The organism is Kitasatospora sp. Xyl93 (assembly GCF_055383135.1).
In genome coordinates, this window is sequence record NZ_AP029185.1 from 41,878 (window position 1) to 64,812 (window position 22,935).

A 22,935-nucleotide genomic window follows, 5' to 3' on the forward strand; every position below is an offset into this window, starting at 1 on the left:
GGAACCCCGCCCGCCCTCGCGGATCTCCCGTTCCCTCTCTCTGTCCCTCCTCCTCCACGGCCAACGCGCCACCTGACGCACCGCACCGCTACGGCGCACCGCACCGCTACGGCGTGACCGGCCGCCCGAGCAGCCGGCACGCCTCCGTCCGCAGCCGGAACCAGCCGCCGACGAGGACGATCGCGGCCGCGCCGAGTGCCCCGGCGGTGTAGCCGATGAGGGCGAACAGCGGGTGTTCGGCGAGTTCGCCCGTCTTCGGGCTCATCCACATGCCGACCCGCGTGCCGTCCGGATGCGAGTCGCCCGCCAGCCTCCCGGTGCGCTCGTCGCCGTTGAAGGTCCAGTGGTAGAGGCAGGCGACGTGGTCGAAGCCGACGGTGTCGTTTTCGTGGAACGAGCTCTCCGTCCGGCACTCGGTGACGGTCGCGGTGACCGCCTGCGGGGTGCGCACCCAGTCCCGGACCCCGCTCGCGGCTAAGTCGGCCGCCGAGGCGCCGAGCCAGAGCGTGAGGATCAGCAGGGCCGTCCCCACGGTGGGGAGCGGAGTCCCGTCGCCGTCCCGGATCCCGAACGAGGCGGCCACCGCCACCACCAGCCCGACGGCGCCGGTGATCCAGAGCGGGAGGAGGGGCAGTGGTGCCAGCGTCGATCCCCACGACCAGAAGAGCAGTGCCCCGCTGACCGCGCAGGTGAGCGCCGCCCCCACGGTCAGGGCGCGCCAGAACACCTGCCGGCCCCGGGACGTCTCCTCCATCCCGGTGTTGCCGGCCTTGTCCGTCATGTCACCCTCCCCGCTCCGGAACGCCTCGCCCCCTGCCTACCCCGATGTTCCCCGAGCGGCTCCGGTTCCCGGTCAGCGGGAGACCGCCGGCCCGTACCGCACTCCGATCGGCCGCTCGCTCAACTCCCAGAGCCGGCGCCCGGTTCCGTCGTCGGCCGCGGCGGGCGCGAGCTCGACCCGGGCCGGTGCGCCGCCACGCTCGCCGGCCTCACGTCCGCCACCGCGTCGCCGAAACCGCCCACGGCCCCGAAGCTCCTGGAACCGGCCGAACGAACGGCCCGAAACCCCGGCGGATCAGTTGCGTCGGGCGCACGCGGAACCGTCGTTCCGAGACAGAAGTCGGCCCCTGAACCACCACCATGGGACACCACATGGCACCCGGAGAAGAGGACGAGCCGTCGGTGTCGCAGTCAGCCGTGGTGGACGATGACCGCCATGCCCCAACCGACTGCGGCGAGGACCACGGCGAAGCACAGGGCGGCGACGGTACGGCCGATCGGACCGGCGGCGAGGCGTCCTGTGGTCGGCTTGCCCGGCCGGCTCGGCGGGTTGAGGGCACGTACACCGACCGCGAACAGCGCGGGCAGGCCGGCGCCGGCGAGCAGCCCTACCACGATGATCTTCCAGAGTGCGTTCAGATTGATCCAGGAGTTCACCGGGTCACCTCGCCCGTGGGGGTCGCGGGACGACTGAACCCGTCCACGCGGCGTTGACGTTCTCCGGGGTGACGGCCGGATGGCGCGAGGCGGCGTAGAAGGCGATCGAGGCGAGGATCAGCAGGACGAAGATCACCACCACACCGGCGGTGCCTCCGACGCCGTTCGCGATCCAGTAGGCGACGGCGCCGACCACCGCCGCGGCCGGGAGGGTGATCAGCCAGGCCGCCACCATCCGGCGGGCGATGCGCCAGCGCACCTCGGCGCCCTTCTTCCCCACTCCGGAGCCGAGGATCGACCCGGTGGCCACGTGGGTGGTGGAGAGCGAGTAGCCGAAGTCGGTGGAGGCGAGGATGACGGCGGCCGAGGCCGATTCGGAGGCCATCCCCTGCGGTGCCTCGATCTCGACCAGGCCCTTGCCCAGCGCCCGGATGACCCGCCAGCCGCCGGTGTAGGTGCCCAGGGCGATCGCGACGGCGCAGGAGGCGATCACCCAATCCGGGGCCTTCGCTCCGGCGTGCAGCGTGCCGTTGGCGATCAGCGCCAGGGTGATGACACCCATCGTCTTCTGGGCGTCGTTGGTGCCGTGCGCAAGCGAGACCATGCAGGCCGAACCGACCTGGCCCGCCCTGAAGCCGCGCCGGCGCGGACCGTCGGACACGTCGCGGGTGAGGCGGTAGACCAGGTAGGTGCCGAGCGCGGCGATCGCGCCGGCGATGACCGGCGACAGGGCGGCCGGGACGATCACCTTGGCGACCAGGCCGTGCCACTTCACGGCCGAGCCGCCGGCTGCCGCCATGGTCGCACCGACCACGCCACCGATCAGCGCGTGCGAGGAACTGGAGGGGATCCCGAGGAACCAGGTGGTGAGGTTCCACAGGATGCTGCCGGTCAGGCCCACCATGACGACCGTCAGGGTCACCTGGTGGCTGTCGACCAAGCCGCCGGCGATGGTCGCGGCGACCGCGGTCGACAGGAACGCCCCGACCAGGTTCAGCACCGCCGACACCGCGACCGCGACACGCGGTGGGAGGGCCCCGGTCACGATCGAGGTCGCCATCGCGTTACCGGTGTCGTGGAACCCGTTGGTGAAGTCGAATCCCAGCGCGGTGGCGACCACCAGCGCCAGAACCACGTCGTCGCCCATCACGGACCGAACGTAGCCGTCCACCCCGCCCACCCGAGTCCGCGACACTCGCACGGGCCAGCCCTCACGAGGCACCATCCGATCGGACCAGCACCTACCGGACGCCAACGGGATCCCGACCTCCGCGCCGACCCGAACGATGCGATCGTCGCTGACGAGCCGACCGGGCACAGCTCCCGTACAGGCGGGCCGATGACTGCACCAGCAGCCCGCCAAGACCGCCTCCGAGTACGACGGCCCTGGACAGACCGCCGACGCATGTCGCCGAACGGTTGACACCAAGGATGGCCGGGCACGCAGGTGAACACGGGTCCTCCCGGACCGGATCGAGCCCTGCCGATGCCGTGGCCTGCGGCCGGCGCGGACTCCTCGGCTGTCGCGGCGCGGTTCGCCCCGGGCTGGTGGATGGACACGAACCCGTTGTACCGTGTCATCCATACGATGACAATGATCCAGTCAGCGAAAGGGTGACGGCATGGACACCCAGGACACCGGCCCGGCCGGGGTGGGGCCGATCTCGTTCCTGGCCGCCGCCGCCGCGCTGGGCATGATGGACGCCGTCGCCCGCACCGCCCGGCACGCGCCCCCGGACGACACAGGCCAGAGCGATCCACAACAGGCCCTTTCCGCAATCCTGTTGCTGCGTCACCTTCGCGAGGAACTGGCCGGCTGGGAGACCGGCCTGATCGAGACCGCCCGCAGTGCCGGCGCCACCTGGGCCGATCTCGCGGCGCCGCTGGGAGTCCGGAGCCGCCAGGCTGCCGAGCGCCGCTACCTCCGCATGCGGCCCCACACGGATGTCGGCACCGAGGCGGGACGCACCGGCGAGCAACGCGTCCAGGCCACGCGCGACCGGCGCGCCGCCGACCGCGCGGTGACGACGTGGGCCCGGGACAATGCCGCCGACCTGCGCCGCCTCGCCGGACAGATCGGAGCTCTGGACGGCGTCAGCGCGCAGGCGGCCCCCGCTGTGGAGCGGCTCCTGGACGCGCTCGGCCACCACGACCCCGCCCGCCTGCTCGCCCCGCTCGCCGAAACCCGGCCCCTCCTGGAGGCGGAGCACCCGAAGATCGCGGACCGCCTCGATCAGCTCGCCGCGCAAGCCGACCAGCTTCGCACTGACAGTGACCGGCGCCGCCACACGCCCCCCGTCGACCGGTGACCACCCGGGTCGGCCGTGCGACACGACCGTCCGGCCCCCGAAGGCCCGTTCGAACATGTCCCGCCACGTGCACACGAAGGAGACGCATCCCGTGTCCAACCCCGCCCAGACCCTGGAGTTCCAGGCGGAAACCCGCCAGCTGCTGCAGCTGGTGATCCACTCGATCTACTCGAACAAGGACATCTTCCTGCGCGAGCTGATCTCCAACGCCTCCGACGCCCTCGACAAGCTCCGCCTGGAATCCCTCACCGATGCCGACCTCGAAGTCGACACCTCGGACCTCCACATCACGCTGGAGCTCGACCGGGACGCCCGCACCCTGACGGTGCGGGACAACGGCATCGGCATGACGCGTGACGACGTGGTCGACCTGATCGGCACCATCGCCAAGTCCGGCACCGCCAGCCTGCTGGCCAAGATCAAGGAGGCCAAGGACGCGGACGCGGCGCAGAGCCTGATCGGGCAGTTCGGCGTCGGCTTCTACTCGGCGTTCATGGTCGCCGACAAGGTCACCCTGCACACCCGCCGCGCCGGCACCGAGCAGGGCACCGTGTGGGAGTCCGACGGTGAGGGGACCTACACGATCGCGGAGGCCGACGGCCTGCCGGTGGGCACCTCGGTCACGCTGCACCTCAAACCGGCGGACGGCGAGGACGGGGTCGGTGACTACCTCGCGGCGTGGAAGGTCCGCCAGATCGTCAAGCAGTACTCGGACTTCATCCGCTGGCCCATCCGCATGGCGGCCACGACCGTCGGCGCGGACGCCGAACCCGGCGCCGCGGACGGGGCCTCCGGTGAGCCGCAGACGCTGAACTCCATGAAGGCGCTGTGGGCCCGCCCCCGTTCGGAGGTGACCGAGGCCGAGTACAGTGAGTTCTACCAGCAGATCAGCCACGACTGGCAGGCCCCGGTCGAGACCATCCACATGCGCGCCGAGGGCACCTTCGAGTACGAGGCGCTGCTGTTCATCCCGGCCCACGCGCCGTTCGACCTGTTCTCCCGGGACGCCAAGCGGGGCGTGCAGCTGTACGTCAAGCGGGTGTTCATCATGGACGACTGCGACGCGCTGATGCCGAACTACCTGCGCTTCGTCAAGGGCGTCGTCGACGCCCACGACCTCTCCCTCAACGTCTCCCGGGAGATCCTGCAGCACGACCGCCAGATCACCGCGGTGCGCCGGCGCCTGGTCAAGAAGGTGCTCGCCGCTCTCAAGGACATGCAGACCAAGAACGGCGAGACCTACGCGAAGGTGTGGGAGCAGTTCGGCCGGGTCCTCAAGGAGGGCCTGATCGAGGACCGGGACAACACCGACGCGCTGCTGGGACTGGTCAGCGTCGCCTCCACCGCTGACGCGGAGAAGCCGACCACCCTGCACGAGTACGTCGCGCGGATGAAGGACGGCCAGGACGCCATCTACTACCTGACCGGCGAGAACCGCCAGATGGTCGAGAACTCCCCGCACATGGAGGCCTTCACCGCCAAGGGCTACGAGGTCCTGATCCTCACCGACCCCGTCGACGAGGTCTGGACCGACCAGGTCCCCGCCTTCGACGGCCACCGCTTCCAGTCCATCGCGAAGGGCCAGGTCGACCTCGACGACGACGCCGACGGGGAAGGCACTGACGGAACGGAGAAGGCTCAGCGCGAGCAGGACTTCGCCGACCTCACCGCCTGGCTCCAGACCTCGCTGGCCGCGCACGTCAAGCAGGTTCGTCTCTCGTCCCGCCTGACCACCTCCGCGGCGTGTCTGGTCGGCGACGCACAGGACCTGACCCCGACCCTGGAGAAGATGTACCGGGCCATGGGCCAGGAACTCCCGCCCGTGAAGCGGATCCTGGAGCTCAACCCCACCCACCCCCTGATCATCGCCCTGCGCCGGGCACACGGGGCGAACGCCGACGACCCGGCGCTCGCCGAACTCGCCGAACTCGTTCACGGCAGCGCCCTGATCGCGGAAGGCGGTGACCTGCCCGACCCCGCCCGCTTCACCCGCCTGCTGACCGATCGTCTCACCCACGCCCTGTGACCCCCCGCGGGGTGCGTCAGGCCGGGCGCCAACCGTCCGGCCTGACGCACCCCGCACCGCATCCGGCCGTCCCCGCGCGATGCGCCCCCGGGGAGGGCAGGGGGCGACGCCTCCGTGGACGGTGCCGCGCCGGCGAGGTCCGCCGTGCGGCGCGGTGCACGGCCGGCCCGGCCCGGGCAGGGCAGGCGCAGTGCCCGACCCTCATCCGTCGATGTTCCCGAGCGGGCGACCCTGACTCGGTTCAGCGGTGTTCGGGGTTCTCGAAGTCGAAGCGGCAGCCCGCGTCCCACTCGGAGCGCTGGTTGCCGTGGGCGGGGATGCCGCCGGCGTCCTTGAGCATGCGGGCGAGGTGGAGCTGGTTCCAGGTCATGAAGGTGGTGTTGCGGTTGGTGAAGTCGTTCTCCGGCCCGCCCGATCCCTCGTCGAGGTAGGACGGCCCGGGGCCCGCCTCGCCGACCCAGCCCGCGTCGGCCTGCGGCGGGATGGTGTAGCCCAGGTGCTGGAGGCTGTAGAGGACGTTCATCGCGCAGTGCTTGGCGCCGTCCTCGTTACCGGTGATCAGGCAGCCGCCGACGCGGCCGTAGTAGGCGTACTGGCCCTCGGAGTTGAGGATCGACGAGCAGGCGTAGAGCCGCTCGATGACCTTCTTCATCACCGACGAGTTGTCTCCCAGCCACACGGGCCCGGCCAGGGTGAGGATGTCGGCGGCCATCACCTGGGAGTAGATCACCGGCCACTCGTCGGTCTCCCAGCCGTGTTCGGTCATGTCCGGCCAGACGCCCGTCGCGATGTCGAGGTCGACGGCGCGCAGGACGTCGACCGCGACGCCCTGGCGTTCCAGGATGCCGGTGGAGATGTCGATCAGGCCCTGGGTGTGGCTGCGTTCGGGGGAGCGCTTGAGGGTGCAGTTGATCACCAGGGCGCGGAGGTCGCGGTAGGACGGGGCGGTGTCGGGCATCGGTGATGGGGTCCTGGTCCGGGGGTGGGCGCTTGAGGCGGCGGTCAGGCCTGGGGCGCGCGGCGGATGATGAGCATGTCCTGGGTGTGGCCGATGGCGTAGCCGCCGGCGGGGAGGGCGAAGTGGTCCTGGACGTAGGCGGCCAGGGCCGCGCGGGTGGGGCGGGGGTCGAGGGTGGCCAGGTCGGCGACGTTGACCATGAACTCGGCGACGTCCACCGCCTCGGCGAGGTCGGGCGCGCGGTAGTGGAGGTCGAGGGTCTCGAGGGCGTAGTCGTGCTCGGGGTGGCGCTGCCGCAGGTGGTCGGCGAGGGGCCTGAGGTCGTAGCGGGCGCCGGTGAAGTGCGCGGCCATCCGCATGCAGGGGCTCTCCGGGTTCTGGAGCACGACCAGGAGGGTGCCGCCGGGGGCCGTCCAGTCCAGGGCGCGGGACACGGTGGCCGGCCAGTCCGCCTCGGGCACGTAGTAGAGCACGTGGGAGAGGTGGACGAGGTCGCCCTGCTCCGGCGGGTGGACCCGGTCGAGCGGCTCCGGGAGGACGAGTGCGTCGGGGCAGGCGGCGCCGAGCTTCTCGCGCATCGAGGGGCTGGGTTCCACCGCGATCGTGCGGTCGAAGAGGCGGCTCAGGTACGCGGTGGTGCGGCCGTCGCCCGCGCCGAGGTCCAGTAGGACCCTGCGGTGCGGCAGGGCGGCCGCGATCTCGCCCAGCCGGGCGTGGGTGACGGGCTTCTCGTCCGTCCCGGCCAGGAACAGTTCGAACGCCCGGCGGTAGTCGGCGCTCGCCACGTCCAGCACCCGGACCGGGTCCGCGTCCTTCGTCCTGGTCTCCACCGGTGGCCTCCCCTGTTGACGGCGTGTCGGGTCGCGCCATTGCACCGCACGGGCGCGGCGCGGGGGTGCAGGGACGTTCCTGCCCGCGTGTCGTCCGTGCCGCCGTGCGCCCGGAGGCGAGGGCTTCGGAGGCGCGGCGATTAATCGGTGGCCCGGGCTGCGCGACCGCTCCCACAGTGTCCGCCTGATCAAGAACGCCCAGGGAGCCGGACATGCGTGTGCACTACCCCCGGACGCCGCATCTGCCCTGGTCACCGGGCGCGGCGGCGGACGACGTACGGACCGGGGACCTGTCCGCGCTGGCCGGCGCCGAGGTCGTCGTCACCGAGAAGCTGGACGGCGAGAACACCACGCTCTACCGCGACGGCCTGCACGCCCGCTCGCTGGACTCCGCCCACCACCCCTCCCGCGCCTGGGTGAAGGGCCTCCAGGGCCGGATCGCCCCGCGCATCCCCGACGGCTGGCGGATCTGCGGCGAGAACCTGTTCGCCCGGCACTCGATCCCGTACACCGACCTGGAGAGCTGGTTCTACGGCTTCTCGGTCTGGACGGGCGGGCCCGACGGCCAGGACCACTGCCTGGACTGGGACGACACCGTCCGTTTCCTGCGCCGCCTCGGCATCCCCACCCCCCGGGTGCTGTGGCGCGGCCGCTACGACGAACGGGCCCTGCGCGCCCTGCGGTTGGACCTCGACCGGCAGGAGGGGTACGTGGTGCGGACCGTCCGGGGCTTCCCCCGGGCCGGGTTCGGCGAGCGGGTCGCCAAGTGGGTCCGCCCGCGGCACGTGCGCACCGACACCCACTGGATGCACGCCGCGGTGGTGGAGAACGGGCTCGGCCCGAGCGCCGCGCTCTGGGCCGTACGCTCGGGTGCGCTGCCCGAACTCCCGGCCCTCGCGGCCGCCCTGGGTGTTCCCGAACTCACCTGTCCGCCCGAGGAGTTGGCCGAGGTGTCGGCCCGGCTGGACGAGCTGGGCCGGGGCGGGGACGCCCGGCTGGCCGGTGTGCTCGCCACCGCATTGCGCACCGACCGCCGCCAGTCGCTGGCCCCGCGGCTGGCCGGACCGCTCGGCCTGCCGCTCGCCCGGCGGGTCGCCGACCTGGTCGGACTGCACCTCGCCCTCCACCGGCCGTACCCGGACGAGGAGCGCCGCGCCGGACTGGTCCGGCTGTCCGCCGCCGCCGACCTCGGGGTGCTGCACGCCCTCGCCGCGACCACCGCCCCCGGACGGGCGGAGCGCGAGCAGGTCGCCTGGTCGGCGCTGTACGCCGAGGACGCCGGGCTGCTCGACGAGGCGCCGCTCGCCCGGCTGCGGGCCGGGCTGCGCGAAGCCCTGGCCGACCTGGACCGCGACGCCGCCGACCGATGCTGGGCCCAGGCCCGCGAGGCGTACGCGCTCGGCCGGATCGCCACCGCCGAGGAGGCCGTGGCGGCCACCTGGCGCTGGCGCGACGGCCGCTTCCCCCGGCTGGTCCACCTGTGCGGCCCGTCCGGCAGCGGCAAGAGCAGCTTCGCCGCCGGGCTCACCGGCGTGGCCGCCCGGATCAGCCTGGACGACCTGCGCGCCGCCCGGGGCTCGCGCGCCGACCAGCGCGACAACGCCGACGTGCTGCGCCAGGGGCTGGCCCGGCTGGACGCCGCCCTGGCGACCGCCGGCGGCCTCGGAGGTGCGGGCACGGGCACGAGCGGCGCCGGTACCGGCCCCGAAACCCGCACCCGCACCGGCCCCGGCATAGGCACCGGCACAGGCGCCAACCCCGGCACCGTCGTCTGGGACGCCACCTCGCTCAACCGCCAGCAGCGCTCCCACGTCCACGCCGTCGCGCAGGGCCGCGACGCCCTGGTCACCCAGGTGGTGCTGGTGGTCGGCGAGGACGAGCTGCTGCGCCGCAACGCCGTTCGGCCGCACCCGGTGCCCGCCGAGGTGCTCACCGCACAGCTGCACCGCTTCGGCCCGCCCTACCCCGGCCAGGCGCACCGCACCTGGTACGTCGGCCCCGGTGGCACCGTGGAGGACACGGCGGGCACGCTCGACGGAGAGGAGGACTGATGCGCCCCATCGAACAGATCTGCCAGCGCATCCGCTGGGACGCCCGCTTCGACCCGGCCCGGTTCACCCTGGGCGTGCGCCAACGCGACGACCGCACCGAGCGGGTATCCCTGGAAGGCTTCGCGGCCTCCGGCGAGATCCCCTGGCACCGGGTGTACTGGGTCGAGGCCGACGGCGTGCGGGTCTGGGACCGCGCCTCGGGCGTCGACCTGCTCGACAGCACCGAGGCCGGGCGCCGCACCGCACCGCCCCGGCTGCCGGCGCCCTTCTTCACCGCGACCACCCCGTACGCCTGGCACCCTGACGACGGCTGGCGGCCCACCGACACTGCCTCCGCCTCCGCTACCGCCGTCGCCGCCGGCGCCCGGGACGTCCCGACGGCCACCGGCCTGCGCGTGGTCACCTGGAACACCCTGTGGGACCGCTACGACGCCGACCGGATCGCCACCGCCCGGCGCCGCCCGCTGCTGCTCGCCGCGCTGGAGGCCGCCGACGCCGACGTCATCGCGCTCCAGGAGGTCGAGCCCGCCCTGGTCGCCCTGCTGCTGGCCGCCCGCTGGGTCCGCGCCGGGTACACCCTCGGCACCGACCCCCTCGGGCCCGAGGTCGGCGACCACGGCCTGCTGCTGCTCAGCCGGCTGCCGGTGCTGGCGGCCGGGCGGCACGCGCTCGGCCCGCACAAGGCCGTCACCGCGCTCTCGCTACGGACCGCCGGCGCCCCGCTGACCGTCGCCGCCGTCCACCTCAGCAGCGACCACTCGGCGGACGGCGCCGACCGTCGCCGGGCCGAACTCGCCCTGCTGGCTGAGGGGTTGTCGGGAGTCGAGGGCGAGCTGCTGCTGCTCGGGGACTTTAACGACGGCCGTTCCGGCCCGTCCGGCCCGGCCGCCGCACTCGGCCTGCGGGACGCCTGGAGCCAGGCGCACGGACCGGCCGACGACACCCCGACCTTCGACCCGAGGGCCAACCCGCTCGCCGCGGTCTCCTCGCTGACCGGCCGCCCGGGCCGACTGGACCGCGTCCTGCACCGCGCCGACGGCACCCGCGTCACCGCGGCCGCCCTGCTCGGCGACCGCCCGGCCGAGGACGGGCTCTTCCCCTCCGACCACTACGGCGTGGCCGTCGACCTCCTCCTCGACAGCGACGGCACCGACGGCACCGACAGCCTCGCAGGCCTCGCAGACCTCCACGGTGAGGGCCGCATCACCGGAATCCCGGACGCCCTCGACGCCCCACCCACCGCCCGCACCGCCGTCGCCTGGCTGCCGCCCGAGGAGCTGTGGCCGCCGATCCAGCGGCTGCGCGAGGCGTACGACCCGCAGCTGCGCCGCTGGCCCCCGCACGTCAACCTGCTGTTCGGCTTCGTCCCGGAGGCCGAGTTCGACCGCGCCCTGCCACTGCTGGGCGCGGCCGCCGCCGAGGTGGCGCCGTTCACCGCGCGGCTGGACGGCGTCCACACCTTCGGGCACCGCGAGGACGCCACCCTCTGGCTGGACCCGGCCGCCGCCTCCCCCGCGCCCTGGGCGGCGCTGCGGCACGCGCTGGAGCGCCGTTTCCCCCGCTGCCGCGGCTGGGCGGAGGGCTTCACCCCGCATCTGACCCTCGGGCGCAGCGACGACCCCCAGCGTGCGGCCGCCGACTGCGCGACCCGGCTCACCGGGGCCTCCGCCCGGGTCGGCGAGCTGGTGGTGCTCTCCCGCCGGGGCTCCGAGCCGATGCGGCCGCGTGCGGTGGTCTCGCTGGGGACGGGCGAGGTGCGGGCGGTGTCCGAGCCACCGATCACCTCGCCGGCCCCGGAGTCCGCTCAACGCGCCTCTGCCGCGCGGCTGTTGGCTCGGCGCATCGCGGCGGCCCTGCCCGACGGCGTGGTGCACACCGTCGGCTCCCGCCGGCTGGGCTGCCAGCTGGACGGCGCCGACCTGGACCTGGTGGCGGCGCTGCGCGGCCCCGCCGACCTACCCGACGTCCGCGCCCGGCTGGCGGCCGCACTGCCGGAGGCCCGAGGACTGCGCGAGGTGCGCGGCGCCCGGGTGCCGGGGCTGCGGCTGACGGCCGACGGCCTGGCGGTCGACCTCGTGGTGGTCTTCACCGGCACCCTCGACCCGTCCCAAGCCGTGGACCGCCGTGCGGAGTTGGGCGAGGCGGCGGCCGTCGCGCTGAGCGCCGTCACGGACGCCGAGGCGATCCTGACCGCGCTCGGCGACCGGCACGCCCGCTTCGTCCGACTGGCGCGCCAGGTCAAGGCCTGGGCGCGGGCGCACGGCCTGGACTCCGCGCCGTTCGGCCAACTGCCCTCGCTGGCCTGGTCGGTGCTGGCCGCCCGGACCGTCCTGGACGCGACCGGCGTTCCCGAGGAGGACCTCTTCCGGCGGTTCACCGAGACCTGGGCGACCTGGGACTGGCGCCGGCCCGCCGCCCTCTCCGCCGAGCCCGCGGCTCTCCCTTCGGGCCCGCTCACCGTCCTCACCCCTTCCGCCCCGGTCCGCAGCTGCACCACCCAGGTCAGCGCCGACACCCGGGACCTGCTCACCGAGGAGCTCTACCACGCCTGGGAGCTGGCCACCGAGGCCTCGGAAGCCGCCGAGGTCGCCGGGCCCGGTGAGGCCGCCGGATCCCCCTGGCCCGCCCTGCTCGCGGCTCCCCCACTGCACCGTCGGCACGCCGCCTGGGCCGTGGTGAGCACCGACGAGGAGTCACTCGGCGTCGTCCGGGGCCGCATCCGCGCCCTGCTGAGCGCGCTGGAGGACGCCGGGGCCATCCGGCTGCACGCCTGGCCCCACCCGTACCGGACCGCCGACGGCCGCCTCCACCTCCCGATCGGCCTCGGCCCCGCACCGCTCTCCGCCGACCGGCTCGCCCCGCTCGCCAAGGCCTGGTCCCGCACCCTGCCGGGCGTCCGGGTCGAGCACGTCGACGGCGGCGCCGTCCCCACGCCGGCCCGCTGACCCTCCCCTGCCCCCGGCCCCGGCCGGATCACCCCGCCCCGCCGCACCACCCCAAACAGCCGAACCGCCCCGATCAGCCGAACCGCCCCTGCCCATCGGACTCTTCTGGACAATCGCCCCCGAAATTTGCCACGGTGAGGACCAGCGGCCCAGCCATCGATCATGCGGCCGAAGCCCCATGGGAGTTCCCCCGTGCCCTCCGCCGACTTCCCCGTCTTCTACCTCGGGCAGAGCGTGTTCTCCGACCCCGGGGCCCATCTGCCCCGCTATGCCGATCTCCCCAAGGATGCGAGCCAACTCGCCCGGATCGCCCGGAACCTGATCATCCATCGCCTCGAAGGGCGACTGTTCCACCACTCCATCCCCGCGAACCGGCTCCACCACGACGCCGAGACGCGCTACCTCGACGACATCCTGGACCTGATCACCGGCCGCGACCCGGCCCCGCTCCACCATCCGCGGGCGCCCGCCGACCGCTTCGTCGGAGTCTGCCGGGACCTGGCGCTGCTGCACTGCTCCTTCCTCCGCCATGTCGGCATCCCGGCCCGGCTGCGCTGCGGCTTCGCCGACTACCTCGGCCCGGACGGCTTCCACGGCGACCACGTGGCCACCGAGTACTGGGACGACCGGCGCGGCTGGCTGCTCGCCGACCCGCAGCTGGCCGATCCGAGGGTCGCCTCCGCCTGGCGGGTGGACTTCGACCCGATGGACGTCCCGCGCGACCGCTTCCTGGTCGCCGGCCGGGCCTGGCGCACGATCCGCTCCGGCCGGGCCGCCGCCGGCTCCTTCGGCGTCCACCCGCCGGAGGAGGGCCCGCTCAACGGCGAGTGGTTCGTCGCCCACTCCACCCGGCTCGACCTCGCCGCCCTCAACAAGGTCGAGACGCTGCTCTGGGACACCTGGGGCACCGGGTCCACCAACACGCCCCACGCCCCGTACGACGAGGTCGCCCACCTGACCGTCGGCGCGATCGACCTCCCCGCCGTCCGCCGCCTCTTCACCGAGCACGACGCCCTGCGCACCCCGAAGACCGTCCTCTCCCTGGCACCGTTCAACGGCCCCCGCGAAGTCACCCTGCGCTGACGCCCGCCCCGGGCACACAGGCCGTACGGCGCCGGGCCCCGAACCGGCCGCCGACCTGGCCGCTGGACGGCGGCCAGGTCGGCGGCCCGACACCGGGCGTGGAGTCCGTCCGGTCACCGGCAGCTCAGTGGGGACAGTTGCGCGCTACTTGATCAGGTGAAAATCGGGGTGCCGCAACCACGCCTGTAGGAACTCGACGTCTCCGACGTGGCGGACGTACCGCCCTCCGCCGCCGGTGTCATAGGAGACCACGGCGAGATTCCCCGGAAGCGCTGACGCGAATTCGCTCGCCCGGGCCGGCACCGCGTCGGGTCCCGTGCCGCCTCCCACAGGGGGATGACCGCTCAGGAGGCCGTCGAAGTCGATCAGCGCATCGAGACGGCGGGCGAGTGCGAGCGTCAGGTGGCCGAGCAGCATGTGGTTCGTCGGCCCCGAGCAGCCCGCGCCCACCACCACTCCCTGCAAGCCACAGTCCGACCGCCGGTCCCGCCACAGCGCCCCCCAGAGGCTCGTGGCCCAGGTGCCACCGGAGCCGGTTCTACCAGAACCCGGCGGCGGGGCGCCTGGTCATTTCGGGTCACCACCCCGCTGCCCGGACACGGTGGGGTAACTCGTGGTATCCGGGCCCACCCCGCCCACCCGCCTGTCCCCGTAGCACCGCTCCGAGATCCCCCGTCGAGACGTGGGAGCGGGGCCCGTGGCGGCCGCCGCGGCGGTGTGTCAGTAGCCGATGGTGAAGCGGCGTTGGACGAAGCGGGGCAGTTCCGCCTCGTCGACCAGGGCGACGGCGGCGTCCTCCGCGGAGATGCGGCTGCGGCCGTCGGCGTCCCGGACCGCCTGGTCGCCGCCGATCCGGAATCGGCCGGTGCGCTCGCCGGGGGCGATCTCCTCGGCGGGGCTGAAGTAGGTCCAGAGCCGGTTCGACGTGCGCAGGACGTTCAGGCCGTCCCGGGCTCCGCGCGCCGCGGCCGCGTACTCGCGGGGCAGCCCGAGCTGGTCGAGGGTCTCGTGCATCCGGTCGACGTCGTCGGCGAGGACCACTCCGGGCGCCGTCTCCAGACTGCCGGCCCCGCCGATCACGATGAGCCGGGTCCTGGGGTGGCTCTCCAGGGCCTTGACCAGCGCCCGGGCCGCGACGGAATGGACCGTGGGGTCGGCTATGGACCGCCGCACGGTGTCCGCGAGGTCCTTGGCCGCGTTGCCCGGTTGGAACCCGCTGATCAGCACGTCCAGGCCGGGCAGGATCGCGGCGATGCTCGCGGGGTCGAGGACGTCGACGCCGGCCCAGGTGACGTTCGCTCGGCTCTCGTCGATCTGCGAGGCGTCGCGGCTGAGTGCCGTGACGTGGTGCCCGCGGCCGAGCGCCTCCGTGACGACCCGGCTGCCGATGGTGCCGGTGGCACCGATCACTCCGATGTGCATGGTTCTCCCCTTGTTCATGCCCGGACGTACTGGCTGCCGCCATCCTCCTGGACGGCGCGTCAAAACTATATGCCGTATAGTTTAGATACGCCAAGCAATAGCGTGACGCTGTAGACTCCGCGCATGGCGAGCACCGGGACCAGGGGACGGCGTGAGCGGCTTCGGGCCGAGACGACCGCCGAAATCAAGGGCGTGGCACTGGAGTTGATGGCCTCGGGAGGCCCCGGGGCGATCACGCTGCGCGCCATCGCCCGCGAGATGGGCATGACCCCCAACGCCATCTACGGCTACTTCGCCACCCGCGACGACCTGGTCACCACGCTCATCGACGACGTGTACACCTCGCTCGCCGACACGGTGGACGCCGCCTGGGACGCCACTCCCGCCTCGGATCCGGCCGACCGGATCCGGGCGTGGGCGCACGCCTTCCGCGGCTGGGCGCTCGCCAACCCCGAGGGCTTCCGCCTCGTCTACGGCGACCCGGTGCCCGGTTACGTCGCCCCCGAGGGCGGCGCCGCCCCGGATGCCGCACAGCGGGTCTGCACCGCCCTGACCGGCCTCGCCGTCGCGGCCTGGCCGCACGCCGAACGCCTCTACGCGGACAGCGACTTCCAGTGGTCCGACTTCGACGCCGGCCTCCTCGACAAGGTCCGCCCCGCCTTCCCCCACCTCCCCCCGGCCGGCGTGGCCCTGGCCCTGCGCATCTGGGGCCACCTCCACGGCCTGGTGTCGCTGGAGATCTACGGCCACCTGCGCAACCAGACCACCAGCCCGGAGAAGCTCTTCCACGAGGAACTGACCCAGCTCGTCGCCTCGTTGGGCATCGCGCCGAAGCGCTGACAGCCGTCGGCCCCGCCGAGCCGACGGGGCCGTGGATGCCGGGCGGCCGGGGCCGTGGATGCCGGGCGGCCGGGGCCGTGGATGCCGGGCGGCGGCATCGCGGCCGATCCGCGTCATCTCCGCTCGGCGATGACCGAGCCCTCCGGTCAGTCGATGCCTTCGATGATGCGGAAGTCGCGTTCGACTGCGCCGGAGAGGACCACCAGCGCCTTCCGGTACGCCTCGCTCTCGTAGGCCGCGACGGCCTGTTCGAAGCTGTCGAACTCGATCAGAATGACGCGTTGCGTGGTGCCGGCTTCATGGGCGACGACTCGGCCGCCGCGGGACAGGAGCCGCCCACCCCCGGCCCGGACGGCCGGACCGGCCAGCTTGTCGTAGGCACTCAGCCTCTCAGGGTCGGAAACGGCGTGGTAGACGCTGACCCAGTAACCCTTGGGCATGGAACCTCCTGCGTTCGGTCGGACGTGTCCGACGTCGATTCGACCCTCGGATCGCTCGCTCCCGGCGACGGGGCACCGAGCATGGTGAGGCCGTGCTGATGCGGCCTGGTTCGACGCCGCCACCCGCGGCCGCCGGTTCGCTCCTCCGGCAAGGCCTTCCTCAGCACCCCGGGCGCCTTCGCGCCCCCGAGCTGGGACGCGACCTTCGCGGCGAGAGATACATAAAAGATTCATATAAATATCGTATGCTTCACCCATGAGCCGTCAAGATCCCACTCGTGGCGCATCCGCTGCGATCGGGTCGGCCCTCTACGGGCTGGCCACCAGGACCGTGAGACGCCTTCCGCGCGACATGAGCGTCACGTCCGCCGCCACCCTGGCCACCCTGCACCGGACCGGCCCGCGGCGCATCACCGACCTGGCCGCGACCGAGGGTGTCACCCAGCCCGCGATGACCACGCTGGTCCGGGTGATGGAGGAGTCCGGACTGGTCGAGCGGAGGGGCGATCCGTCCGACAGGCGGGTCACCCTGGTGTGCCTGACCGAGGCCGGCGCGTCGTACGTCCGGACGCGGCACCAGGCGGGGGTCGACGCGTTCGCGCGGCTGATCGACGAACTGCCCGACGACGACGTCGAGTCCCTGGTGGCGGCGCTTCCGGCGCTGGCGCACCTGGCGGAGCTGGAAGACCGGGACCGCGGGGGACCGAAGCGGTGACGGGGCGCACCCCGGAGCGCTCCGACGAGCGGTCGCTGAGCGCCGCCCTGCTGTTCGTCGCCCTGGTCGTGGCGGCGGTCGCCAGCCTCGGGGCGCCGCTGATCACCCGCGTGGCGACCACCTTCCACGTCCCGCTCGACGGCGCGCAGTGGACGCTGACCGTCGCCCTGCTGAGCGGCGCCGTCGCCACGCCCGTCCTCGGCCGGCTCGGAGCCGGCCCGCACCGACGGGCCACGATCCTCGCCACGCTGGCGATCGTCGTGGTCGGCAGTGCGCTCACCGTGCTCCCGCTGCCGTTCGCAGGGCTGCTCATCGGCAGGGCGGCCCAGGGCGTCGGGCTCGGTCTGACGGCGCTGATGATGGGCGTGGCCCGGGACCACCTCCCCGAGGAGCGCGGCACGGCGACGATCGCCCTGATCTCGGTGGTCTCGATCATCGGCGCCGGGGTCGGCTACCCGCTCACCGCACTGCTCGCCGAGATCGGCGGCGTACGGGCCGCCTACGGCTTCGGCCTGGTCGTCACCGCGGCCGCCCTCCTGACCGCGTGGCGCTCCATACCCGCGGCTCCCGAGGGCCGCGCCGCCCACGTGACCGTGGCCGGCGCGCTCGTCCTCGCGGGTGGGCTGTCCCTCGTCCTGTTCCTGGCCGGCCAGCGGAGCCCGTGGAGCCGTCACCTCGCCGTGGCGGCGGGCCTCGCCGTCGTCGCCGTGCTGCTGCTGTGCGTCTGGACCGCCTCCGAACTGCGCAGCGAGACGCCCCTGGTCGATGTCCGGGCGGTGCGGCACCCGGCGGTCGCCGGAGCGAACATCGCCATGTTCGTCGGCGGGAGCGGCATGTACCTCCTGCTCACGCTCGTCACCCGGTACGCGCAGACGCCGCACAGCGCCGGCTACGGCTTCGGGCTGACCACCTTCGTCGCCGGACTGGTCCTCGTCCCGTTCTCGGTGCTGGGATTCGTCGCCGGCAGGCTCACGCCCCGGGTTCGGGCGCTGGTCGACGCACCGGTGGTCCTGGCCGGCAGCGCCGTCGTCGTCGGCGGCGGGTTCGTCATCTTCTCCGCGGCCCGGTCGAACCCGGCCGAACTGCTCCTCGCGATGGGTGTGCTGGGCTTCGGCGTCGGCAGTTTCTCAGCCGCCATGCCCGACGTCATCCTGGCCGTCACGCCCGCGAGCGAGACGTCGAGCGCGATGGGCTTCAACTACGTCGTCCGCAACGTCGGGTACTCCCTGGGCAGTGCGACAGGCGGCCTGGTCCTGGCCGGCGGAACCGACACCGGTCATCTCTTCCCGGACGACCACGCCTACACCACCGCCGCGCTGCTCGGCATCGCCGCGATGGCGGTCACCGCCCTGAGCGCCCTCGCCGTCGCCCGCCGACGCCCGCCCGAGAGCAACCCGACCGCGACCACGACCACGACCACGACCACGACCAGCGTGCCGGGTCACGGCCGGTCGAGCCGATGACCGGCTCGCGGGCCAGGGTGACGGCCCGTCGCCCTGGCCCGCGTCGGGGAGACATATCGACGAGTCGACGAGACTGACCCGAAAATCTGAAATTTTTATTGCGCAATTTTTCCTGCGGACCTATCGTCGTCGCATGCCCGAGAGCCCCCGGCCCGACCGGATCACCGACCTGACCCGTCTGAAGGCGTTCACCAACCCCCTGCGGGTGCGGCTCTACCGGCTGCTCTACGCCGCCGGGAGCGCGACCGCCTCGCAGCTCGGCGCCCAGGTCGGCGAGGCTCCGTCGCTGGTCAGCTACCACCTGCGCAAGCTCGCCGAGCAGGGCTTCGTCACCGAGGCCGCCGGCCGGAGCGGCGACGGCCGGGAGCGGTGGTGGCAGGTCTCCTCCGAGGAGGGCTGGGGCTTCCGGGAGTCCGACCTCGCCGGGACGCCCGAGGGCGCGGCCGCCGTCGACGCGGTGACCAGGGGCCTGGTCGAATCCCGCTCCGCCCAGTACCGCGCCTACCTCGACCAGAGCTCCGCCTGGGGCAGGGAGTGGACCGACGCGGCCTTCGGCGCGGAGTGGCTGCTCGACCTCACGGCCACCGAACTCGCCGAGATGGAGCAGGAGTTGCAGGCCCTCTCGCGGCGCTGGCGGGAGCGCGGCAAGGCGGCCAGGGCGGCCGGCGACACCGTGGGCCGCGAGCACGTCTCCGTCCACCTGTACGGGTTCCCCTTCCGCCCCTGACACGGGCACCCCGTGTCCCCGACCGCCGGAGTCCCCAATGGCCCTCGCGGAGCCGACCCTCCCCGACCGCACCGCCACGCCGCCCGCCCACCGCGACGGCAACGTGCTGCGCTGGCTCACCGCCCACACCGCCTCGCTGATCGGCGACGGCGTGTACTTCGCCGCCCTCGGCTGGTCCGCCCAGCGGTCCGCCGGCCCCGCCGAGGTCGGCCTGGTCATGGCCGCCGGCGCCGCCCCGCGCGCCCTGCTCATGCTCGGCGGCGGCGTGCTGGCCGACCGGCTCGACCCGCGCCGGGTGGTCCTCGGCAGCGACGCCGTGCGCTGTCTGCTCATCCTCTCGGTGGCCGCCGCCATCGCCCTGACCGCGCCCGCGCTCTGGCTGCTGGTCGCGGTGGCGCTGGTCTTCGGCGCCGTGGACGCGCTGTTCGTCCCCGCCGTGGGTGCTCTCCCGCCCCGGATCACCACCCCCGACCAACTGGCCCGGGTCACCGGCCTACGCTCGCTGTCGATGCGCCTCGGCCAGATCGCCGGACCGCCGCTCGGCGGCCTGGCCATGGGCCTGGGCGGCCCGGCCGCCGCCTTCGGCGTCGCGGGCCTGCTGTTCGCGCTCTCCCTGCCGCTCCTGTTCTCCGTCCGGATCGGCCCGATCGACCGCACCGCCCAGGACGGCGCCCAGGACGGCACCTCGCACGACGCCCCGCGAAGCGCCCCGCACGACGGCCCGGTACGCCGCCCGGGCACCGCGCGCGCCGACCTCCTCGACGGGCTGCGCTACATCCGCCACCACCGCCTGATCGGCCCGCTGGTCGCGGCCGGGGCGGTCTGCGAACTCGGCCTCACCGGCACCCTCAACGTCGGCATGGTGCTCCTCAACGCCGAACGCGGCTGGGGCCCGTCCGGCTACGGCTGGATCGTCGGCTGCTTCGGCGCCGGGGCCGCCGCGAGTGCCGCGCTGCTCGCCGTCGCCGGGCGGCTGCCCAGGGCCGGCCTCACCATGGCCGGCACCCTGCTGGCCGCCAGCGTCGGCGCGGCGGCCATGGCACTGGTCCCGCAGCTGTGGACCGCCGCCGTCCTCGCCGCCCTGGTCGGGCTGAGCGCGGGCGTCTTCGGCAGCCTGGACAGCACCCTCATCCAGACCGCCGCCGACCCCACCTACCTGGGCCGGGTCACCTCCGTCACGATGCTGACCATGGTCGGCCTCGCCCCGCTCGGCTACCCGCTGGTCGGCGCCGCCGTCGCCACCTGGGGCACCGCCCCGGTCTTCGTCGGCTGCGGCGCCCTCTCCTGCCTCGGCGCCGCGCTCGCGCTCGCCTCCCCCGCCGTGCGCCGCGCCGAACTCCCCCGCGCCGCCGGCAACTGAGCCCCCGCCCGGCAGCCGCGCGGCACGCCGGTCACCAGGCGACCGGGAGCGCCTCGACGCCGTAGACCGTCGAGCCCTCGCGGAAGCGCAGCTCGGCGTCGGGGACGGCGAGCCGCAGGCCGGGGAAGCGCCGCAGCAGCGCCGGCAGGGCGACCTTCAGCTCCAGCCGGGCCAGTTGCTGCCCCAGGCACTGATGGGCGCCGAAGCCGAAGGACAGCTGGGCGACCGGACGGCGGCGCAGGTCGAGGTCGTCCGGGCGCTCGGGGACGAGGCCGGGGTCCCGGTTCGCGGTCAGCGGGGAGAGCAGGACGTGCTCGCCCTCGGCGATCCGGTGGCCGTTGACGTCGACGTCGGCCACGGCCGTGCGCAGCAGCGGTGCGGGGATGGCGAGATGGCGCAGCAGTTCCTCCACGGCCGTGCCGGTGACCTCGGGGTCGTCGCGGAGGGCGGCGAGCTGTTCCGGGTGGCGGAGCAGCGCCAGCACGCTCAGGGCGAGCATGGTCGCGGTGGTCTCGTGCCCGCCGACCAGCAGGGTGGTGCCGAAGCCGATGAGTTCGTCGTCGGTGAGCTCCGCGCCGTGCTGCCGCACCACCGCGCCCAGGACGCCCTCGCCGGGGGTGGCCCGGTTGCGGGCGACGATGTCCGCCATGGCGGTGTTCAACTCGTCTGAGGCGGCGACGAGTTGATCGGCGTCGGCGGTGCCGTCCATGATCACCTGGGAGCAGCGCTGGAACATCGCCCTGGTGCCGTACGGGACGTCGAGCAGTTCGCAGATCGCCAGCGAGGGGATGGGCAGGGCGAACGCCTGGACCAGGTCGACCACCGGGCCCCGCTCCGCCATGGCGTCGAGGTGGTCGGCGACGATCGTCTCGATCGCGGGGCGCAGCCGTTCGACCTGACGGACGGTGAAGCTGCCGGTGAGCATCCGGCGCAGCCGGGTGTGCTCCGGGCCGCTGTAGGCGGGCAGGAAGCCGGGGTGGTTGAACAGGGTGCGCGGCAGCGAGGGGTCGATGCCGTTTCCCGTCACCAGGCGGTCGTCCGCGAAGGCGGCCCGGACGTCGGCGTACCTGGTGAGGACGACGGCCTCGATCCCGCCGTGCACCGGGTGGGAGACCCGCAGCCGCGGCAGGCCGTCCTCCTCGCGCATCCGGCGGAGGTCCGGCGACGGGTCGAACGGGCAGCCGCGGTCCCGTTCGGAGGCGACGAAGGACGCCGAGCGGTGTTCGGGCATGGTGCTGGCTCCTCAGCTGGATCGGTCCCGGGAACGCGGTCATGGTGCGGGCCCGGGAACGCGGTCGTGGTATGGATGCGGGAACGCGGTCGCGGTACGGACGGCGGCGCTCTACCCGTGGTACCGGGTGGAGGCGTGGTGCCAGTCGAAGGCGCCGCGGATGGTGGTCTGCAGCGCCTCCGTGCAGTAGCGCCGCAGCAGGTCGCGCTCGGCCGGGTCCAGGTGGCCCGTCGCCGTGGAGCCGAGCAGGGCCCGGTGGGCGCCGGTGAACAGCTCCAGGGCCTCGCCGCGGCGGCGCGCGGCCCCGGCGACGGCCTCGGGGCGGGAGAGCCCGTGTTCCCGTTCCAGGCAGAGCACCAGGTTGTTCTGCTCCCCCTGGGCCGCGTCCTTCGCCAGGGAGACGATGTCGTTGTCGCAGATGATGAAGGTCTTCGTCATCTCGCGCATGACCGACAGGTGCGGCAGCGCGTACAGGTGGTCCGGCAGGACGCACGAGGACAGCCGCTCGGCGAGGTCGACGACCGGCGCCACCCCGATGGTGTGCCGCCGGACCCTCAGGTAGGCACTCAGCGTCAGGGGCGTGCCGGACCGCCGGCTGCGCGCCTCGTGGACGTGGTGGTCCAGGTAGGACGACCAGTGGGCCGCCGATCGCTGGATCCAGTCCCCGGGCATGTCCTGGCAGCTGCGCCGCCGCATGTCGGCGAAGGCGGCGGCCAGCGGCAGCGGCGACGCCTCGCCGGTGACGCCCTCCTTGACCAGCCCGACGAGGTTGCGGACCCGCTCCGGCTCCCCGCCCCACTGTTCGTCGAGCGCGTCGTCGAACAGGAAGTACCAGCTCTGCTGGTCGACGCCGATGTCCAGTTCGCTCCCGGTCGCGTTCGGGTAGAACATGGCCGCGATCAGCGGGAACTGGCCCTTGAGGTGGTGGGCCCGCTCGGCTTCCGTGGCCAGGAAGCCGAAGGACTCGGGCCAGGCGAGGTGGCGGTCGTGGGCGGCCCGGAAGTCCGGGCTGATCCGGCGCGGGAAGGGCACGGTGTCGAGGGCCGGTGCCTCCGCGTCCTGGGAGAGGGGCTCTGCCGTCGATGTCATGGGGTGGCG

Annotated in this window: 20 protein-coding genes; 10 read left to right on the forward strand and 10 right to left on the reverse strand. The window is 73.6% G+C overall.

What is annotated here, in order from left to right; translation table 11 throughout:
• Positions 1 to 106 precede the first annotated feature (106 nt).
• From ACZ5GH_RS00175 to ACZ5GH_RS00185, 3 genes are all read right to left on the reverse strand, one after another.
• The gene (locus ACZ5GH_RS00175) at positions 107 to 781 is read right to left on the reverse strand and encodes a hypothetical protein (RefSeq protein WP_464333013.1); all 675 of its coding nucleotides are present in this window, start codon (positions 779 to 781) and stop codon (positions 107 to 109) included.
• A gap of 410 nt (positions 782 to 1,191) precedes the next feature.
• Positions 1,192 to 1,437: a hypothetical protein gene (locus tag ACZ5GH_RS00180; RefSeq protein WP_387755684.1), complete on the reverse strand. Its 246-nt coding sequence runs from the start codon at positions 1,435 to 1,437 to the stop codon at positions 1,192 to 1,194.
• 4 nt (positions 1,438 to 1,441) lie between these two features.
• Complete coding sequence (locus ACZ5GH_RS00185) at positions 1,442 to 2,584, reverse strand: anion permease (protein WP_464336770.1); 1,143 nt, start codon at positions 2,582 to 2,584, stop codon at positions 1,442 to 1,444.
• A gap of 475 nt (positions 2,585 to 3,059) precedes the next feature.
• Between ACZ5GH_RS00185 and ACZ5GH_RS00190 the strand changes: the two genes are divergently transcribed.
• Complete coding sequence (locus ACZ5GH_RS00190) at positions 3,060 to 3,746, forward strand: type III effector protein (protein ID WP_387755681.1); 687 nt, start codon at positions 3,060 to 3,062, stop codon at positions 3,744 to 3,746.
• Between the two features lie 55 nt (positions 3,747 to 3,801).
• Positions 3,802 to 5,772, forward strand: coding sequence for a molecular chaperone HtpG (htpG, locus tag ACZ5GH_RS00195; RefSeq protein ID WP_464333014.1), 1,971 nt, complete (start codon positions 3,802 to 3,804; stop codon positions 5,770 to 5,772).
• A 241-nt stretch (positions 5,773 to 6,013) separates the two neighbouring features.
• On the opposite strand, the gene ACZ5GH_RS00200 is transcribed toward htpG, so the two are convergent.
• Positions 6,014 to 6,730 (reverse strand): flavodoxin family protein, encoded by a 717-nt coding sequence (locus ACZ5GH_RS00200; protein ID WP_387755676.1) that lies wholly within the window; start codon positions 6,728 to 6,730, stop codon positions 6,014 to 6,016.
• Between the two features lie 44 nt (positions 6,731 to 6,774).
• Positions 6,775 to 7,560 carry a class I SAM-dependent methyltransferase gene (locus ACZ5GH_RS00205; RefSeq protein WP_387755674.1) on the reverse strand — a complete coding sequence of 262 codons (786 nt, stop codon included), beginning with the start codon at positions 7,558 to 7,560 and terminating at the stop codon, positions 6,775 to 6,777.
• 212 nt (positions 7,561 to 7,772) lie between these two features.
• On the opposite strand from ACZ5GH_RS00205, the gene ACZ5GH_RS00210 reads away from it, so the two are divergent.
• The 3 genes from ACZ5GH_RS00210 (at position 7,773) to ACZ5GH_RS00220 (ending at position 13,639) form a co-directional block, all read left to right on the forward strand.
• Complete coding sequence (locus tag ACZ5GH_RS00210) at positions 7,773 to 9,611, forward strand: RNA ligase family protein (protein WP_464333015.1); 1,839 nt, start codon at positions 7,773 to 7,775, stop codon at positions 9,609 to 9,611.
• Positions 9,611 to 12,556 (forward strand): RNA repair domain-containing protein, encoded by a 2,946-nt coding sequence (locus tag ACZ5GH_RS00215; RefSeq protein WP_464333016.1) that lies wholly within the window; start codon positions 9,611 to 9,613, stop codon positions 12,554 to 12,556. The genes ACZ5GH_RS00210 and ACZ5GH_RS00215 overlap by 1 nt, the downstream gene beginning before the upstream one ends.
• A gap of 162 nt (positions 12,557 to 12,718) precedes the next feature.
• Positions 12,719 to 13,639 (forward strand): transglutaminase-like domain-containing protein, encoded by a 921-nt coding sequence (locus tag ACZ5GH_RS00220; protein WP_464333017.1) that lies wholly within the window; start codon positions 12,719 to 12,721, stop codon positions 13,637 to 13,639.
• 144 nt (positions 13,640 to 13,783) lie between these two features.
• Here the strand turns inward: ACZ5GH_RS00220 and ACZ5GH_RS00225 are convergent, their stop codons facing one another.
• Together ACZ5GH_RS00225 and ACZ5GH_RS00230 are read right to left on the reverse strand one after the other, a co-directional pair.
• Positions 13,784 to 14,095 (reverse strand): DUF6368 family protein, encoded by a 312-nt coding sequence (locus tag ACZ5GH_RS00225; RefSeq protein ID WP_464336771.1) that lies wholly within the window; start codon positions 14,093 to 14,095, stop codon positions 13,784 to 13,786.
• 264 nt (positions 14,096 to 14,359) lie between these two features.
• Entirely contained in the window at positions 14,360 to 15,061 is a 702-nt protein-coding gene (locus tag ACZ5GH_RS00230; protein ID WP_464333018.1) for an NAD(P)-dependent oxidoreductase, read from the reverse strand.
• A 123-nt stretch (positions 15,062 to 15,184) separates the two neighbouring features.
• Between ACZ5GH_RS00230 and ACZ5GH_RS00235 the strand changes: the two genes are divergently transcribed.
• Positions 15,185 to 15,901: a TetR/AcrR family transcriptional regulator gene (locus tag ACZ5GH_RS00235; protein WP_464333019.1), complete on the forward strand. Its 717-nt coding sequence runs from the start codon at positions 15,185 to 15,187 to the stop codon at positions 15,899 to 15,901.
• Positions 15,902 to 16,047: 146 nt separating this feature from the next.
• On the opposite strand, the gene ACZ5GH_RS00240 is transcribed toward ACZ5GH_RS00235, so the two are convergent.
• Positions 16,048 to 16,341 (reverse strand): DUF1330 domain-containing protein, encoded by a 294-nt coding sequence (locus ACZ5GH_RS00240; RefSeq protein ID WP_464333020.1) that lies wholly within the window; start codon positions 16,339 to 16,341, stop codon positions 16,048 to 16,050.
• Between the two features lie 352 nt (positions 16,342 to 16,693).
• Between ACZ5GH_RS00240 and ACZ5GH_RS00245 the strand changes: the two genes are divergently transcribed.
• The 4 genes from ACZ5GH_RS00245 (at position 16,694) to ACZ5GH_RS00260 (ending at position 20,606) form a co-directional block, all read left to right on the forward strand.
• Positions 16,694 to 17,056 (forward strand): MarR family winged helix-turn-helix transcriptional regulator, encoded by a 363-nt coding sequence (locus tag ACZ5GH_RS00245; protein WP_464333021.1) that lies wholly within the window; start codon positions 16,694 to 16,696, stop codon positions 17,054 to 17,056.
• Positions 17,053 to 18,519 carry an MFS transporter gene (locus ACZ5GH_RS00250; protein ID WP_464333022.1) on the forward strand — a complete coding sequence of 489 codons (1,467 nt, stop codon included), beginning with the start codon at positions 17,053 to 17,055 and terminating at the stop codon, positions 18,517 to 18,519. Before ACZ5GH_RS00245 ends, ACZ5GH_RS00250 begins: the two co-directional genes overlap by 4 nt.
• Positions 18,520 to 18,652: 133 nt before the next feature.
• Positions 18,653 to 19,246 carry an ArsR/SmtB family transcription factor gene (locus tag ACZ5GH_RS00255; RefSeq protein WP_464333023.1) on the forward strand — a complete coding sequence of 198 codons (594 nt, stop codon included), beginning with the start codon at positions 18,653 to 18,655 and terminating at the stop codon, positions 19,244 to 19,246.
• A gap of 37 nt (positions 19,247 to 19,283) precedes the next feature.
• Complete coding sequence (locus ACZ5GH_RS00260; protein WP_387755646.1) at positions 19,284 to 20,606, forward strand: MFS transporter; 1,323 nt, start codon at positions 19,284 to 19,286, stop codon at positions 20,604 to 20,606.
• 31 nt (positions 20,607 to 20,637) lie between these two features.
• Here the strand turns inward: ACZ5GH_RS00260 and ACZ5GH_RS00265 are convergent, their stop codons facing one another.
• On the reverse strand, positions 20,638 to 21,837 hold the full coding sequence (locus tag ACZ5GH_RS00265; RefSeq protein WP_464333024.1) for a cytochrome P450: 1,200 nt from the start codon (positions 21,835 to 21,837) through the stop codon (positions 20,638 to 20,640).
• Between the two features lie 111 nt (positions 21,838 to 21,948).
• Entirely contained in the window at positions 21,949 to 22,926 is a 978-nt protein-coding gene (locus ACZ5GH_RS00270; protein ID WP_387755641.1) for a terpene synthase family protein, read from the reverse strand.
• Between the last annotated feature and the right edge of the window lie 9 nt (positions 22,927 to 22,935).

Bases quoted from the DNA above. Each gene is read 5' to 3' on its own strand.
- ACZ5GH_RS00255 (WP_464333023.1), top strand. From the start codon at position 18,653: ATGCCCGAGAGCCCCCGGCCCGACCGGATCACCGACCTGACCCGTCTG.
- ACZ5GH_RS00230 (WP_464333018.1), bottom strand. From the start codon at position 15,061: ATGCACATCGGAGTGATCGGTGCCACCGGCACCATCGGCAGCCGGGTC.
- ACZ5GH_RS00270 (WP_387755641.1), bottom strand. From the start codon at position 22,926: ATGACATCGACGGCAGAGCCCCTCTCCCAGGACGCGGAGGCACCGGCC.
- htpG (WP_464333014.1), top strand. From the start codon at position 3,802: ATGTCCCGCCACGTGCACACGAAGGAGACGCATCCCGTGTCCAACCCC.
- ACZ5GH_RS00265 (WP_464333024.1), bottom strand. From the start codon at position 21,837: ATGCCCGAACACCGCTCGGCGTCCTTCGTCGCCTCCGAACGGGACCGC.
- ACZ5GH_RS00260 (WP_387755646.1), top strand. From the start codon at position 19,284: ATGGCCCTCGCGGAGCCGACCCTCCCCGACCGCACCGCCACGCCGCCC.
- ACZ5GH_RS00210 (WP_464333015.1), top strand. From the start codon at position 7,773: ATGCGTGTGCACTACCCCCGGACGCCGCATCTGCCCTGGTCACCGGGC.
- ACZ5GH_RS00235 (WP_464333019.1), top strand. From the start codon at position 15,185: ATGGCGAGCACCGGGACCAGGGGACGGCGTGAGCGGCTTCGGGCCGAG.
- ACZ5GH_RS00220 (WP_464333017.1), top strand. From the start codon at position 12,719: ATGCGGCCGAAGCCCCATGGGAGTTCCCCCGTGCCCTCCGCCGACTTC.
- ACZ5GH_RS00215 (WP_464333016.1), top strand. From the start codon at position 9,611: ATGCGCCCCATCGAACAGATCTGCCAGCGCATCCGCTGGGACGCCCGC.
- ACZ5GH_RS00200 (WP_387755676.1), bottom strand. From the start codon at position 6,730: ATGCCCGACACCGCCCCGTCCTACCGCGACCTCCGCGCCCTGGTGATC.
- ACZ5GH_RS00190 (WP_387755681.1), top strand. From the start codon at position 3,060: ATGGACACCCAGGACACCGGCCCGGCCGGGGTGGGGCCGATCTCGTTC.
- ACZ5GH_RS00245 (WP_464333021.1), top strand. From the start codon at position 16,694: ATGAGCGTCACGTCCGCCGCCACCCTGGCCACCCTGCACCGGACCGGC.
- ACZ5GH_RS00185 (WP_464336770.1), bottom strand. From the start codon at position 2,584: ATGGGCGACGACGTGGTTCTGGCGCTGGTGGTCGCCACCGCGCTGGGA.
- ACZ5GH_RS00240 (WP_464333020.1), bottom strand. From the start codon at position 16,341: ATGCCCAAGGGTTACTGGGTCAGCGTCTACCACGCCGTTTCCGACCCT.
- ACZ5GH_RS00175 (WP_464333013.1), bottom strand. From the start codon at position 781: ATGACGGACAAGGCCGGCAACACCGGGATGGAGGAGACGTCCCGGGGC.